This is a genomic window from Pantoea sp. JKS000250 (genome assembly GCF_003201065.1).
GTDB lineage: Bacteria > Pseudomonadota > Gammaproteobacteria > Enterobacterales > Enterobacteriaceae > Pantoea > Pantoea vagans.
On the sequence record NZ_QICZ01000001.1, the window covers coordinates 3,610,807 to 3,623,196 of the forward strand.

A 12,390-nucleotide genomic window follows, 5' to 3' on the forward strand; every position below is an offset into this window, starting at 1 on the left:
TTCCGGTGCGGTTCCGCACCGGATCTCTCCCTGATTTAATCTGGCTGCAACCGCACCGATATCCTCTGAATTGACTAACATTTCGAACCCCGTCAGTGCGAAAGGGTAACCAAGCCTTGCTATGCAGCGTATAATGCTAAGCATTAAGGGTGGCCTGAAGGTCATAATGCACGCAGCAACAGGAGGGAATAATGACAGTAACTGCCCCGGTCATAACTATTGATGGGCCAAGTGGAGCGGGAAAGGGAACCCTGTGCAAAGCGATGGCAGAATCGCTGCAGTGGCATCTGCTGGATTCCGGTGCTATTTACCGCGTGCTGGCGTTAGCCGCATTGCATCATCAGGTGGACATTGAATCTGAAGAGGCGCTGGTGCCGATTGCTGCGCATCTTGATGTGCGCTTTTTGTCACAAAACGGTGAAATGCAGGTCATACTTGAAGGTGAAGATGTGACCGGTGAAATCCGCACTCAGGAGGTCAGCAATACCGCATCACGTGTCGCTGCGTTTCCACGGGTGCGCGAAGCGTTATTGCGCCGCCAGCGCGGTTTCCGCGAGATGCCGGGCCTGATTGCTGATGGCCGTGATATGGGCACCGTGGTTTTCCCGGATGCGCCAGTAAAGATTTTCCTTGATGCCAGCCCGGAAGAGCGTGCTCAGCGACGTATGCTACAGTTGCAGGGAAATGGCTTTAATGTTAACTTTGACCGCCTTTTAGCCGAGATAAAAGAACGCGACGACCGCGATCGTAACCGCGCAATTGCGCCTCTAGTGGCTGCTAGCGATGCACTGGTTCTGGACTCTACAGAGATGTCTATCGACCAGGTCATTGAAAAAGCGCTACACTATGCCCGCGAGAAGCTGGGCATCCCGGCTTAACTGAATTTATCACCCTGTACCACGGATCCGGTGCCGGGCATGTGAAACAACCCCATCCGACATGAAGTCAGATGGACGTTAAATTGAAGAATCCTGAAGATTATCAATATGACTGAATCTTTTGCTCAACTATTTGAAGAATCCTTAAAAACAATCGAAACCCGCCCGGGTTCTATCGTTCGTGGCATCGTCGTTTCTATCGACAAAGATGTCGTTCTGGTTGATGCGGGTCTGAAATCTGAATCTGCAATTCCTGCAGAGCAGTTCAAGAACGCAGCCGGCGAACTGGAAATCCAGGTTGGCGACGAAGTTGATGTTGCTCTGGATGCAGTGGAAGACGGCTTCGGTGAAACCCTGCTGTCCCGTGAGAAAGCTAAGCGCCATGAAGCATGGATCACGCTGGAGAAAGCTTACGAAGACGCTGAAACTGTTACCGGTGTTATCAACGGCAAAGTTAAAGGCGGCTTCACAGTTGAGCTCAACGGTATCCGTGCGTTCCTGCCAGGTTCACTGGTAGATGTGCGTCCGGTGCGCGATACGCTGCATCTGGAAGGCAAAGAGCTTGAGTTCAAAGTCATCAAGCTGGATCAGAAACGCAACAACGTCGTGGTTTCACGTCGTGCGGTTATCGAATCCGAAAACAGCGCAGAGCGCGATCAGCTGCTGGAAAACCTGCAGGAAGGCATGGAAGTTAAAGGTATCGTTAAGAACCTCACTGACTACGGTGCATTCGTTGATCTGGGCGGCGTTGATGGCCTGCTGCACATCACTGATATGGCATGGAAACGCGTTAAGCATCCAAGCGAAATCGTTAACGTTGGCGACGAAATCACCGTTAAGGTGCTGAAGTTCGACCGCGAGCGTACCCGTGTTTCTCTGGGTCTGAAGCAGCTGGGCGAAGATCCATGGGTTGCTATCGCTAAACGCTATCCGGAAGGCACCCGCCTGACCGGTCGTGTTACCAACCTGACTGATTACGGCTGCTTCGTGGAAATCGAAGAAGGCGTTGAAGGTCTGGTACACGTGTCTGAAATGGACTGGACCAACAAAAACATCCATCCGTCTAAAGTTGTTAACGTAGGCGATGTTGTTGAAGTTATGGTTCTGGACATTGACGAAGAGCGTCGTCGTATCTCCCTGGGTCTGAAGCAGTGTAAATCTAACCCATGGCAGCTGTTCGCTGAGACGCACAACAAAGGCGATCGTGTTGAAGGTAAAATCAAGTCAATCACTGACTTCGGTATCTTCATCGGCCTGGATGGCGGCATCGACGGTCTGGTTCACCTGTCTGACATCTCCTGGAACGCGACTGGCGAAGAAGCCGTTCGTGAGTACAAAAAAGGCGACGAAATCGCTGCCGTTGTACTGCAGGTTGATGCAGAGCGCGAGCGTATCTCTCTGGGCGTTAAACAGCTGGCAGAAGATCCGTTCAACAACTACATCACTCTGAACAAGAAAGGTGCCATCGTCACCGGTAAAGTGACTGCAGTTGATGCTAAAGGTGCTACAGTTGAATTAGCAGACGGCGTTGAGGGTTACCTGCGCGCTTCTGAAGCTTCACTGGACCGCATTGAAGATGCAACTCTGGTTCTGAACGTTGGCGACGACGTTGAAGCTAAGTTCACCGGCGTTGATCGTAAAAACCGTGTCGTAAGCCTGTCTGTCCGTGCGAAAGACCAGGCTGATGAGAAAGAAGCTATCAATACTGTTAACACCAAACAGGAAGAAAGCAATTTCTCTAGCGCTATGGCTGAAGCGTTCAAAGCGGCTAAAGGCGAGTAATCGACCTGAAGCACCGGGTGGGCAACCACCCGGTTTCGGTAAAAGCTGTCATACATTCCCACAGGGATAAACCGGAGGTTACATGACCAAGTCAGAACTGATCGAAAGACTGGCGGGACAGCATACTCATATACCGGCGAAAGTCGTTGAGGATGCAGTAAAAGAGATGCTTGAGCACATGGCCACTACGCTGGCACAGGGCGAACGCATCGAAATCCGGGGATTCGGCAGCTTTTCTTTGCACTATCGCGCTCCGCGTACTGGACGTAACCCGAAAACGGGTGACAAAGTGGATCTGGAAGGTAAATACGTTCCCCACTTTAAGCCAGGCAAAGAGCTGCGCGATCGCGCAAATATCTACGGCTAAGCCGATACCGAACCAGATAAACGACATCTCCGGATGTCGTTTTTTTTTGCCTGTTATTCGGATTCAGATCTGACATCCGGAATGCTGTACCCAACACTGCAATCCGTTATTCTTTTTGCGAGACCGCCCGCGCCTGACTGATCCTCTCCTGTCACTTTCACCGCATTTGCCCAGAATAATCGTACTGAAATAATGGACACGATTATGCTGACATGGACCGTTCTGGCGCGACTGGCGATCGTTGCAACGTTACCGTTACTACTGATGGCCCGACTGCCTTCCGATGAGGCGATAGTGGCCCTGCTCTTTGTGGGCGTGGCTCTGCAACATTGTCCTTATCAGCCCGCTCGTCTGACGGGTATCACTCTGTTGTTTCTGGCATGGGCCTGTCACGATGCCCGCGTGATGGTGCAGGATATTGAACGACTCTCCGCACGGCCCACCACCTTCACCCTTCAGATTAATGAACTGCGGCAAGAGCGAAAACAAATCCGGGTTCGTCTGCTGGAAGAGGAGGGCCGAATGATATTTCCGCCTCGCTTTGCCTGGCTCTATTTCGATGCTGACCCAACGATTTACTGCCCTGGACAACGCTGGACGATGCAGCTGCGCTTACGACCGGTTCATGCTCGCCTGAATGAAGGCGACTTCGATGCCCAGCGTTTTGCACTCGCGAATAATACGCCGCTTCAGGGGCGGATCCTTAAACAGCATGCTGTCAGCGATCGCTGTGATGGCCGCTGGCGATTTATTGTATGGCACCGTGACAGAACCCGCGAAATGCCTTTTCGAGGCACGCTGGAGGCACTAACATTTGGCATCAGAGATGAGATGAGCCAGCAGACACGTCAGCTACTGCGAGATACCGGCACGGCGCACCTGATGGCAATATCGGGCATGCATATTGCCCTGGCCGCCAGCACCGGCTGGATGATGGCGCGTGGGGTGCAATTTATCCTGCCAGCCCGCTTTATCGGCTATCTTTTTCCCCTCATCGTGAGCTGGCTATTTGCTGCAGTGTATACGTGGCTCTCCGGGGCTCAGCCGCCCGCAGCCCGTTCACTGCTGGCCCTGACGCTGTGGGCAATAACCCGGTTTGCGGGTGTTCAGCTGAACAGCTGGCAGATCTGGACGTTCTGTATTGCATTGCTGCTGGTGACGGATCCGCTGACGGTGCTCTCTGACAGCTTCTGGCTCTCGGTTCTGGCTGTCAGCATGCTGCTGGTCTGGTACCACTGGTTCCCGCTGCCTGCGCGGTTCCGTCATCAACGGCGCTGGATTCCGTTACAGCTGCTGCATTTGCAGGCGGGCATGATGATTTTGATGGTGCCGTTACAGGTGGCGATATTCAACGGGATCAGCCTGACCGCGCTGGTGGCCAATGTTGTCGCAATCCCGGTCGTCTCATTTATTACTATGCCCCTTGTAACACTTGCCATGCTGCTGCCGGTAGCGCATTTATCTGCCTTCTTCTGGGGTGCGGCCGATCTCTCTTTACGCGCACTGTTTTATTGCCTGACGTTGCTGCCGCCGGGCTGGTGGCCGCTGAATGGCACAGTCTGGTTTACGGTCATGGTATGGGGTGGCCTGATTCTCTGGCGTGCGCAGTTCTTCTTCTCCCTGCCATTAAGCAGCTGCGCGTTAGCGCTGACGATGATACTGAGTCGCCAGCCAGAACCTGAACAGGGCTGGCGCATCGATATGCTGGATATTGGGCATGGCCTGAGCATAGTGCTCACTCAGGGTAACGAAGCGGTGATGTATGACACAGGACCACGCTGGCAGAACGATAATGCGGGGAGCCGGGTGATCATTCCCTGGCTGGAGCGCAGACAGTTACGTTTAAAACAGGTCATCCTCAGTCATAACCATCTGGATCACACTGGTGGGCTGCAGGCGATTACGCAACGCTGGCCCGCGGTTGAAGTGAGAAGCGCACTGGCGGATAAAACGCACTTACCCTGTGTACGCGGCACGCAGTGGCGCTGGCGACAGCTCCATTTCCGGGTTGTCTGGCCGCTGACGAACCCTTTAGCCGGTGGGAACAACGACTCCTGTGTCATCATCGTCGATGACGGTCAGGTCCGGCTACTGTTAACCGGTGATATCGAAGCTAAAGCGGAACGTCAGCTGGTGGCGCTGGAGAAGCAGGGGCTGAAGGCTGATATCCTGCAGGTACCGCACCACGGAAGCCGTACTTCGTCGACCTCCCTGCTGCTGCGCAAAACACAAGGACACACCGCGATTGCCTCTCTGGCACGCTACAATGCATGGCGCATGCCCGCGAAAAATGTGCTGGAAAATTACCGAACGGCTGGATTTCAGTGGCTGGACACGGGCCAGTCAGGACAAATCAGTATCAGGATAGAGCAGGGCAGAGTGCAGGTTTTCACCCTGCGGGAACAATTAATGCCCCGTTGGTATCATCAGTGGTTTGGCGTCAAACGCGAATCCAGGTAGAATGGCCGGCTATTTCCAACAGCGTGAATAAATAATGCATCAAGATAAAGATCTCTCTACGTGGCAGACGTTTCGCCGACTCTGGCCGATGATCGCGCCTAACAAAGCGGGATTAATCGTGGCCTCTGTTGCCCTGATTATTAATGCTGCGGGCGACGCCTTAATGCTCTCCCTGTTGAAACCATTACTGGATGATGGCTTTGGTAAAGCTGACAGGTCAGTAATGCTTTGGATGCCATTAGTCGTTATTGGCCTGATGCTGGTTCGCGGAGTCACCAGTTATATCTCCAGCTACTGCATCTCCTGGGTCTCTGGCAATGTCGTGATGAATATCCGTCGTCGCCTGTTCAGCCATATGATGGGCATGCCGGTTTCATTTTTTGACCAGCAGTCAACCGGTACCCTGCTGTCGCGCATTACCTACGATTCGGAGCAGGTTGCTTCTTCATCTTCAGGCGCACTGGTCACTGTCGTGCGTGAAGGTGCCTCGATTATTGGCCTGTTCATCATGATGTTCTACTACAGCTGGCAGCTGTCGTTAATCCTGATTGTCCTGGCACCTGTCGTCTCATTTGCCATCCGTACCGTATCCAAGCGCTTCCGCTCGATCAGCAAAAGTATGCAGAACACCATGGGGCAGGTGACAACCAGCGCCGAACAGATGCTGAAGGGGCACAAAGAAGTGCTGATCTTTGGCGGTCAGGAAATTGAGTCGGAACGCTTTTCCCGCGTCAGTAACCGTATGCGCCAGCAGGGTATGAAACTGGTCTCAGCCTCTTCCATTTCTGATCCGATTATTCAGCTGATCGCGTCGCTGGCACTGGCTTTTGTCCTTTATGCTGCCAGCTTCCCAAGCGTAATGGATACGCTGACAGCCGGTACGATCACCGTCGTCTTCTCCTCGATGATTGCCCTGATGCGTCCGCTCAAGTCTCTGACCAACGTCAATGCCCAGTTCCAGCGTGGCATGGCGGCCTGTCAGACGCTGTTCTCTATTCTGGATAGCGAGCAGGAAGTGGACAATGGCACGCGCGAAATCACCCGTGCGAAAGGGGATATCGAATTCCGGGATGTAACCTTTACCTATCCAGGTCGTGAAATTCCGGCACTGCGTAATATCAATCTGTCGCTGCCGGCAGGAAAAACGGTTGCGCTGGTGGGCCGTTCAGGTTCCGGTAAGTCTACGATGGCGAGCCTGCTGACCCGCTTTTACGACATTCAACAGGGTGAAATCCTGCTGGATGGTCATGATCTGCGTGAGTACAGCCTGCGTGCTTTGCGTAATCAGGTGGCGCTGGTGTCGCAGAATGTGCATCTTTTCAACGACACCATTGCTAATAACATCGCCTATGCTCGCAGTGAGCAATATAGCCGTGCAGAGATTGAGCAGGCGGCCACCATGGCGCACGCCATGGACTTCATCAATAAAATGGATAAAGGCCTGGATACGGTGATTGGCGAGAACGGCGTGCTGTTATCTGGCGGCCAGCGTCAGCGTATTGCCATTGCCCGTGCTTTGCTGCGAGATTGTCCGATTCTGATCCTGGATGAAGCGACCTCTGCGCTGGATACCGAATCAGAACGCGCCATTCAGTCGGCACTGGATGAGTTGCAGAAGAACCGTACCTCGCTGGTAATTGCGCACCGCCTCTCTACCATTGAGAAAGCCGATGAAATCGTGGTGATCGAAGATGGTCAGATTGTTGAACGCGGAACGCATCAGGTGCTGTTAGCAGAACGTGGCGCCTATGCACAACTGCATAAGATGCAATTCGGCCAATGATTGAACGTATCTGGAGTGGTCGCTCCCCGTTATGGATTCTGTTATGGCCATTCAGCCTGCTGTATGGTGCGATCACGGCCCTGATACGTTTCAGTTACAGGCGCGGCTGGCGTAAAAGCTGGCGTGCGCCTCTGCCGGTCGTGGTGGTGGGTAACCTCACTGCCGGTGGCAATGGAAAGACGCCGGTCGTGATCTGGCTGGTCGAGGCGCTGCAGCAGCGTGGCCTGCGCGCTGGCGTCGTCTCCAGAGGATATGGCGGCAAGGCGGACCACTATCCCTTGCTGGTCTCGGCGCAGACCCCCACACAACAGGCCGGTGATGAACCAGTACTGATCGCCCAGCGCACCGGAGCGCCGGTTGCGGTTGCGCCCAAACGGCGACAGGCGATTGAGGCGTTACTGAAGCAGGGGCCGCTGGATGTGATTATCACTGACGACGGCCTGCAACATTATGCGCTGCAGCGCGATCGCGAGATCGTGGTGGTGGATGGTGTTCGTCGCTTTGGCAATGGCTGGTGGTTGCCTGCCGGTCCGATGCGTGAACGTGCCGATCGTCTCCACCAGGTCGATGCCGTCATCATTAATGGCGGTGAGGCTCTGGGTGACGAGATTGCGATGCAACTTCAGCCCGGACTCGCCACCAATCTGCTGACCAGGGAAACCCGCGCACCTGAGCAACTGGGTGCCGTGGTCGCCATGGCTGGTATTGGTCATCCTCCGCGTTTTTTCACCACGCTGAAACAGCAGGGCATAACGCCAGTCGCAGAGATCGCCTTTGCTGACCATCATGCCTACAGTGAAGATGAGCTGACACGATTATTACAGCCGGGTCAGCAGCTACTGATGACTGAAAAGGACGCAGTGAAATGCCGTCACTTTGCCCAGCCTGACTGGTGGTATCTGCCGGTTGATGCCCATTTAACCGGTAACGCCGTAACGTTGTTACTGGACGACATTGAACAACGCTGCCGTCGCCCGCTCTGATACCTGCACCCATTCAGGTGAAGCCTGATAAGGAAGAGGATGAACACCCCGCATTCACTTTCGTTACAGCAAGCACGTCACCTTCATCTCGCCGCGCAGGGCCTGCTGCGCCCTCCGGCAAAACGCGCAGTTTATCAGGATCTGATTAACTGCATCTCCCGCATGTCACTGCTGCAAATCGACACCATCCATGTCGTGGCCCGCAGTCCATATCTGGTGCTGTTCAGTCGCCTGGGAAACTATCCTCAGGCATGGCTGGAACAGGCGCTGGCACAGGGAGACATTTTTGAGTACTGGGCGCACGAAGCCTGCTTTATTCCCTGCGCCGATTACAGACTGCTTCGTCATCGCATGCTGTCGCCTGAACGCCTTGGCTGGAAATACAACGCCCAATGGGTTGCTGACCACCAGCAGGCGATTACCGAATTACTGCAGCAGATTCGGGAAAACGGCCCGGTGCGCGCCGCCGATTTCACCCATGCCGGTAATCCGAAATCAGGCTGGTGGGACTGGAAACCGCACAAACGCCATCTGGAAAATCTCTTCAGCGCCGGTGAGCTGATGGTCGCGGAACGCCGTAACTTTCAGCGCGTCTACGATCTGCGCAGTCGCGTCATGCCCGACTGGCAGGATGCGGTGCATGGCATCAGCGAAGCCGAGGCCACCCGACAGATGCTGATGAACAGCGCCCGTAGCTTAGGGATTTTCCGCGCGGCCTGGCTGCCGGACTACTATCGCCTTAAACGGGCACCCCTGAACGACTTTATCTCTGATGCCCATGCTGCGGGCGAACTGGTTGCCGTCAATACAGAGAGACTGGGTGAGATGTGGCTGCATCGTGACTACTTACCGTTGCTGGAGACGCCGCTGCAGGCGACGCACAGCGCGCTGCTGTCACCTTTTGATCCGGTGGTCTGGGATCGCAAACGTGCGCTGGAGCTGTTCAGCTTTGACTATCGTATCGAGTGTTACACCCCCGAGGAGAAGCGCAAGTTTGGCTATTTCGTTTTGCCCATCCTTCATCGTGGGCAGATAAAAGGGCGGCTCGATGCCCGCATGCTGCGTCAGGCCAAACAGCTGGAGATTAAAAAACTCTGGCTGGAAGAAACGACCCGCGTCACGGCGCGCTTTGTGGTGGATATCCGGCGTGCGATTGAACGCTTCGCAGCCTGGCAGGGGGCAGAAAGCGTCGCTATTCTGCAGGCACCCGATGCACTCAAAGACCACTGGCCAGCCCGGTGGCAGCTGGATTAATCAATTTTGCGGCAGCCGCTGCGGGAAGGCGTTTTACCTCATCCCGCCTGCGCCGCGCTATGGTATGCTTGATGCCTTAAGCATTCGGTTCCTGATGGAGGACATATGGATCATCGTTTACTCGAAATCGTTGCCTGCCCGGTGTGCAATGGCAAACTTTACTTCAACAATGCGCAGCAGGAGCTGATCTGCAAGCCTGATGGCCTGGCTTTCCCGGTTCGTGACGGTATTCCGGTGCTGCTGGAAACCGAAGCCCGCACGCTGTCAGTGGAAGAGATTCATCCATGAGTTTCACTGCCATCATTCCTGCGCGCTATGCGTCAACCCGCTTACCCGGCAAGCCGCTGCTCGATATTCACGGTAAACCGATGGTCGTGCATGTGATGGAACGCGCCCGTGAATCGGGTGCCAGCCGGGTCATTGTTGCCACCGATCATCCTGACGTAGCCAGCGCAGTGGAAGCAGCAGGCGGTGAAGTCTGCATGACGCGCGCCGATCACCAGTCCGGCACGGAGCGGCTGGCGGAAGTGATCGAAAAATATCAGTTTGCTGATGACGAAATCATCGTCAACGTGCAGGGTGATGAGCCGATGATCCCGGCAGAGATTGTGCGTCAGGTGGCGACCAATCTGGCGGGCTCAGCGGCCGGGATGGCAACGCTGGCGGTGCCAATCACCGATGTGGAAGAAGCCTTCAATCCGAACGCGGTGAAGGTGGTCATGGATACGAATGGCTATGCGCTCTATTTCTCACGGGCCACCATTCCCTGGGATCGTGAACGCTATGCTGCCTCACGCGAACAGATTGGCGATACGCTTCTGCGACATATTGGCATCTATGCCTATCGCGCCGGTTTTATTCGCCGCTATGTTGCCTGGGCGCCTTGTCCTCTTGAACAGATTGAGCTGCTCGAGCAACTGCGTGTCTTATGGTACGGCGAAAAAATTCATGTCGCCGTAGCAAAAACCATTCCCAGCGTGGGTGTGGATACGCCAGACGATTTGCAACGCGTCCGCGCTGCCATGCAGGCCTGATACACGGGGAGCCAGTCTCCCCGTTTCAGCGCAACGTTATTGATCCGCCGCTAAACTTATCTCCAGTACTTCCTTCAGGATATTGTGATACTCATCTGAGGAGGATGCCGCATGGAACAGCTTAAATCGGAACTCACGCTGGCGCTGGGTGAAACCATCAGCCGCCTCGAATTAATCAGTGAACATCCGCCCACCCGACTCTATGCCCTGTACGATCGGCAGGGGCACCCCATGCCGATGGTGGCAAAATATTTTCGTCATCAGGGGCGGGCAGCGCTGGAAGCCAGAAAGCTGGCATTACTGGGGCAGGCCGGATTCATCCCTGTGCCAGCGGTCTATGGTCTGGTGCTGAGCCAGCAGCCTCCGGTGCATGAAATGCTTCTGATGGCGCGACTGAATGGCGTGACGGCGGAGGCGCCTGCGCGGGATGCTCAGCGCTGGCAACAGTTTTGCGAGCAGGCAGTCGAGGGGCTGCTGGCCTGGCACCGGCTCGACAGCCACGGCCTGGTCGGAACGGTAGACAGCACCCAGCAGAATCACTGGCCGGCCTGGTATGCACAACGGGTTGAAGTATTGTGGTCGACCCTGAGCTATCTGCGCCCACCTGCCTTCACGCTGGAAGATCGTCAGATTCTGTTCCGCTGCCGGTCGCGTCTGGCACATCTTTTTCGCGACTTCGATGATCCCTGTGTGATGGTTCACGGCAACGTGCGGCTGCAGAGCATGCTGAAAAACAGCCGTAGCGACCAGTTAGTCGCGATGACACAGCCGGGCACGATTCTCTGGGCGCCCCGTGAATATGACCTGATCCATCTGGATACCTCACCCGCCGAGACAGCGCTGCTGCACGACTACCTGCAACGGGCACCCGTCTCTGAGGGGTTTGTCTGGCGCCGATGGGTTTATCAACTGTGGGACTGCATCGAGCATCTTGTGCAGACCGGCACGTTTAATCGTCCGCGTTTTGACCATGCCTGCACGCAACTACTCCCCTGGCTCGGGTGAGCCAGGTTCCTCACCTTTAAGCCGCTGCAGTAACGTGCCCAGCGTCTCATACACTGCCCGTTCGCTGTGACTCAGCCAGATTGATGACGGTATCGCCCGTTCCCAGCCATTCAGCGGCGAGGTAATCGCCAGCTGATTAGCAGGCGCAGCAATCGGCTTCAGACCGACCGCGTGGAAAAAGCGTATCGCCCGCGGCATATGATTCGCTGAGGTGACCAGCAGCATCGGGCGATCGCCGACTACCGTTTTGACCGCCTGCGCTTCATCCGCAGTATCACGAGGCTGGTCCAGAATCTGAATATGTTCGCGCGGCACGCCCAGACTTTCTGCCACCTGAGCGGCTACCCAGGCGCTGCTCTTCGGATTGGTGCCACCGGCAGCGCCGGTAAAAATCAGGGTCGACTGTGGATTGCGTTGCCATTGACGAATACCTTCTGCCACGCGTGGCAGACTGTTATTCAGCAGGTTCGAGCTGGGTGCCCAGGCCGGATTGAAGGTATAGCCTCCGCCCAGCACCACAATGTAGTCCACCTTCTCTGCGCCGTTCCAGGTCGGATAACGGTTATCCAGCGGCAAAAGCAGCCGATCGGCCAGCGGTTGCAGGCTCAGCAGCAGCAGTAACAGCCAGCTGACGGAGATCACGGTTTTGCCGCTTTTTTGCCAGTCAGTAAACCAAAGCAGTAAAATGCCCAGCGCCATCAGCAAAAGCAGAAACGGCAAGGGTAAAAGCAGCCCGCCAATCACTTTTTTCAGGGTAAATAACATCGAAAACGCGTCCTGTTGTCCGAAAATAGAGCACCCGGAAGGGAAGATGGGGATGAAAGGTTCATTCTTCTGGTGCCTG

At 55.2% G+C, this 12,390-nt stretch carries 11 protein-coding genes; 10 read left to right on the plus strand and 1 reads right to left on the minus strand.

Annotation, left to right across the window (positions count from 1 at the left end; genetic code table 11):
* Window positions 1-191 precede the first annotated feature (191 nt).
* The 10 genes from cmk to BY447_RS17130 all read left to right on the plus strand — a co-directional run bounded on the left by cmk (window position 192) and on the right by BY447_RS17130 (window position 11,546).
* Complete coding sequence (cmk, locus tag BY447_RS17085; protein WP_110331628.1) at window positions 192-878, plus strand: (d)CMP kinase; 687 nt, start codon at window positions 192-194, stop codon at window positions 876-878.
* A gap of 108 nt (window positions 879-986) precedes the next feature.
* The gene (gene rpsA / locus BY447_RS17090) at window positions 987-2,660 is read left to right on the plus strand and encodes a 30S ribosomal protein S1 (RefSeq protein WP_013357316.1); all 1,674 of its coding nucleotides are present in this window, start codon (window positions 987-989) and stop codon (window positions 2,658-2,660) included.
* Between the two features lie 82 nt (window positions 2,661-2,742).
* Complete coding sequence (ihfB, locus tag BY447_RS17095; protein WP_003849360.1) at window positions 2,743-3,027, plus strand: integration host factor subunit beta; 285 nt, start codon at window positions 2,743-2,745, stop codon at window positions 3,025-3,027.
* A gap of 204 nt (window positions 3,028-3,231) precedes the next feature.
* Window positions 3,232-5,487: a DNA internalization-related competence protein ComEC/Rec2 gene (locus BY447_RS17100; RefSeq protein ID WP_199226934.1), complete on the plus strand. Its 2,256-nt coding sequence runs from the start codon at window positions 3,232-3,234 to the stop codon at window positions 5,485-5,487.
* 34 nt (window positions 5,488-5,521) lie between these two features.
* Window positions 5,522-7,270 (plus strand): lipid A ABC transporter ATP-binding protein/permease MsbA, encoded by a 1,749-nt coding sequence (gene msbA / locus BY447_RS17105; protein ID WP_013357318.1) that lies wholly within the window; start codon window positions 5,522-5,524, stop codon window positions 7,268-7,270.
* Window positions 7,267-8,253: a tetraacyldisaccharide 4'-kinase gene (lpxK, locus tag BY447_RS17110; RefSeq protein ID WP_110331630.1), complete on the plus strand. Its 987-nt coding sequence runs from the start codon at window positions 7,267-7,269 to the stop codon at window positions 8,251-8,253. Before msbA ends, lpxK begins: the two co-directional genes overlap by 4 nt.
* 39 nt (window positions 8,254-8,292) lie before the next feature.
* Window positions 8,293-9,507 (plus strand): winged helix-turn-helix domain-containing protein, encoded by a 1,215-nt coding sequence (locus BY447_RS17115; protein WP_110331631.1) that lies wholly within the window; start codon window positions 8,293-8,295, stop codon window positions 9,505-9,507.
* A gap of 105 nt (window positions 9,508-9,612) precedes the next feature.
* The gene (locus BY447_RS17120; protein ID WP_003849374.1) at window positions 9,613-9,795 is read left to right on the plus strand and encodes a Trm112 family protein; all 183 of its coding nucleotides are present in this window, start codon (window positions 9,613-9,615) and stop codon (window positions 9,793-9,795) included.
* On the plus strand, window positions 9,792-10,541 hold the full coding sequence (gene kdsB / locus BY447_RS17125; RefSeq protein WP_110331632.1) for a 3-deoxy-manno-octulosonate cytidylyltransferase: 750 nt from the start codon (window positions 9,792-9,794) through the stop codon (window positions 10,539-10,541). Before BY447_RS17120 ends, kdsB begins: the two co-directional genes overlap by 4 nt.
* A gap of 111 nt (window positions 10,542-10,652) precedes the next feature.
* Window positions 10,653-11,546: a phosphotransferase gene (locus BY447_RS17130; protein WP_013357322.1), complete on the plus strand. Its 894-nt coding sequence runs from the start codon at window positions 10,653-10,655 to the stop codon at window positions 11,544-11,546.
* On the opposite strand, the gene elyC is transcribed toward BY447_RS17130, so the two are convergent.
* The gene (gene elyC, locus BY447_RS17135) at window positions 11,526-12,311 is read right to left on the minus strand and encodes an envelope biogenesis factor ElyC (protein ID WP_110331633.1); all 786 of its coding nucleotides are present in this window, start codon (window positions 12,309-12,311) and stop codon (window positions 11,526-11,528) included. The genes BY447_RS17130 and elyC overlap by 21 nt on opposite strands.
* Window positions 12,312-12,390: the final 79 nt, after the last annotated feature.

What these genes read in the sequence shown, in the direction of transcription:
- cmk (WP_110331628.1), top strand. Translation starts at nt 192, where the DNA reads ATGACAGTAACTGCCCCGGTCATAACTATTGATGGGCCAAGTGGAGCG.
- rpsA (WP_013357316.1), top strand. Translation starts at nt 987, where the DNA reads ATGACTGAATCTTTTGCTCAACTATTTGAAGAATCCTTAAAAACAATC.
- ihfB (WP_003849360.1), top strand. Translation starts at nt 2,743, where the DNA reads ATGACCAAGTCAGAACTGATCGAAAGACTGGCGGGACAGCATACTCAT.
- BY447_RS17100 (WP_199226934.1), top strand. Translation starts at nt 3,232, where the DNA reads ATGCTGACATGGACCGTTCTGGCGCGACTGGCGATCGTTGCAACGTTA.
- msbA (WP_013357318.1), top strand. Translation starts at nt 5,522, where the DNA reads ATGCATCAAGATAAAGATCTCTCTACGTGGCAGACGTTTCGCCGACTC.
- lpxK (WP_110331630.1), top strand. Translation starts at nt 7,267, where the DNA reads ATGATTGAACGTATCTGGAGTGGTCGCTCCCCGTTATGGATTCTGTTA.
- BY447_RS17115 (WP_110331631.1), top strand. Translation starts at nt 8,293, where the DNA reads ATGAACACCCCGCATTCACTTTCGTTACAGCAAGCACGTCACCTTCAT.
- BY447_RS17120 (WP_003849374.1), top strand. Translation starts at nt 9,613, where the DNA reads ATGGATCATCGTTTACTCGAAATCGTTGCCTGCCCGGTGTGCAATGGC.
- kdsB (WP_110331632.1), top strand. Translation starts at nt 9,792, where the DNA reads ATGAGTTTCACTGCCATCATTCCTGCGCGCTATGCGTCAACCCGCTTA.
- BY447_RS17130 (WP_013357322.1), top strand. Translation starts at nt 10,653, where the DNA reads ATGGAACAGCTTAAATCGGAACTCACGCTGGCGCTGGGTGAAACCATC.
- elyC (WP_110331633.1), bottom strand. Translation starts at nt 12,311, where the DNA reads ATGTTATTTACCCTGAAAAAAGTGATTGGCGGGCTGCTTTTACCCTTG.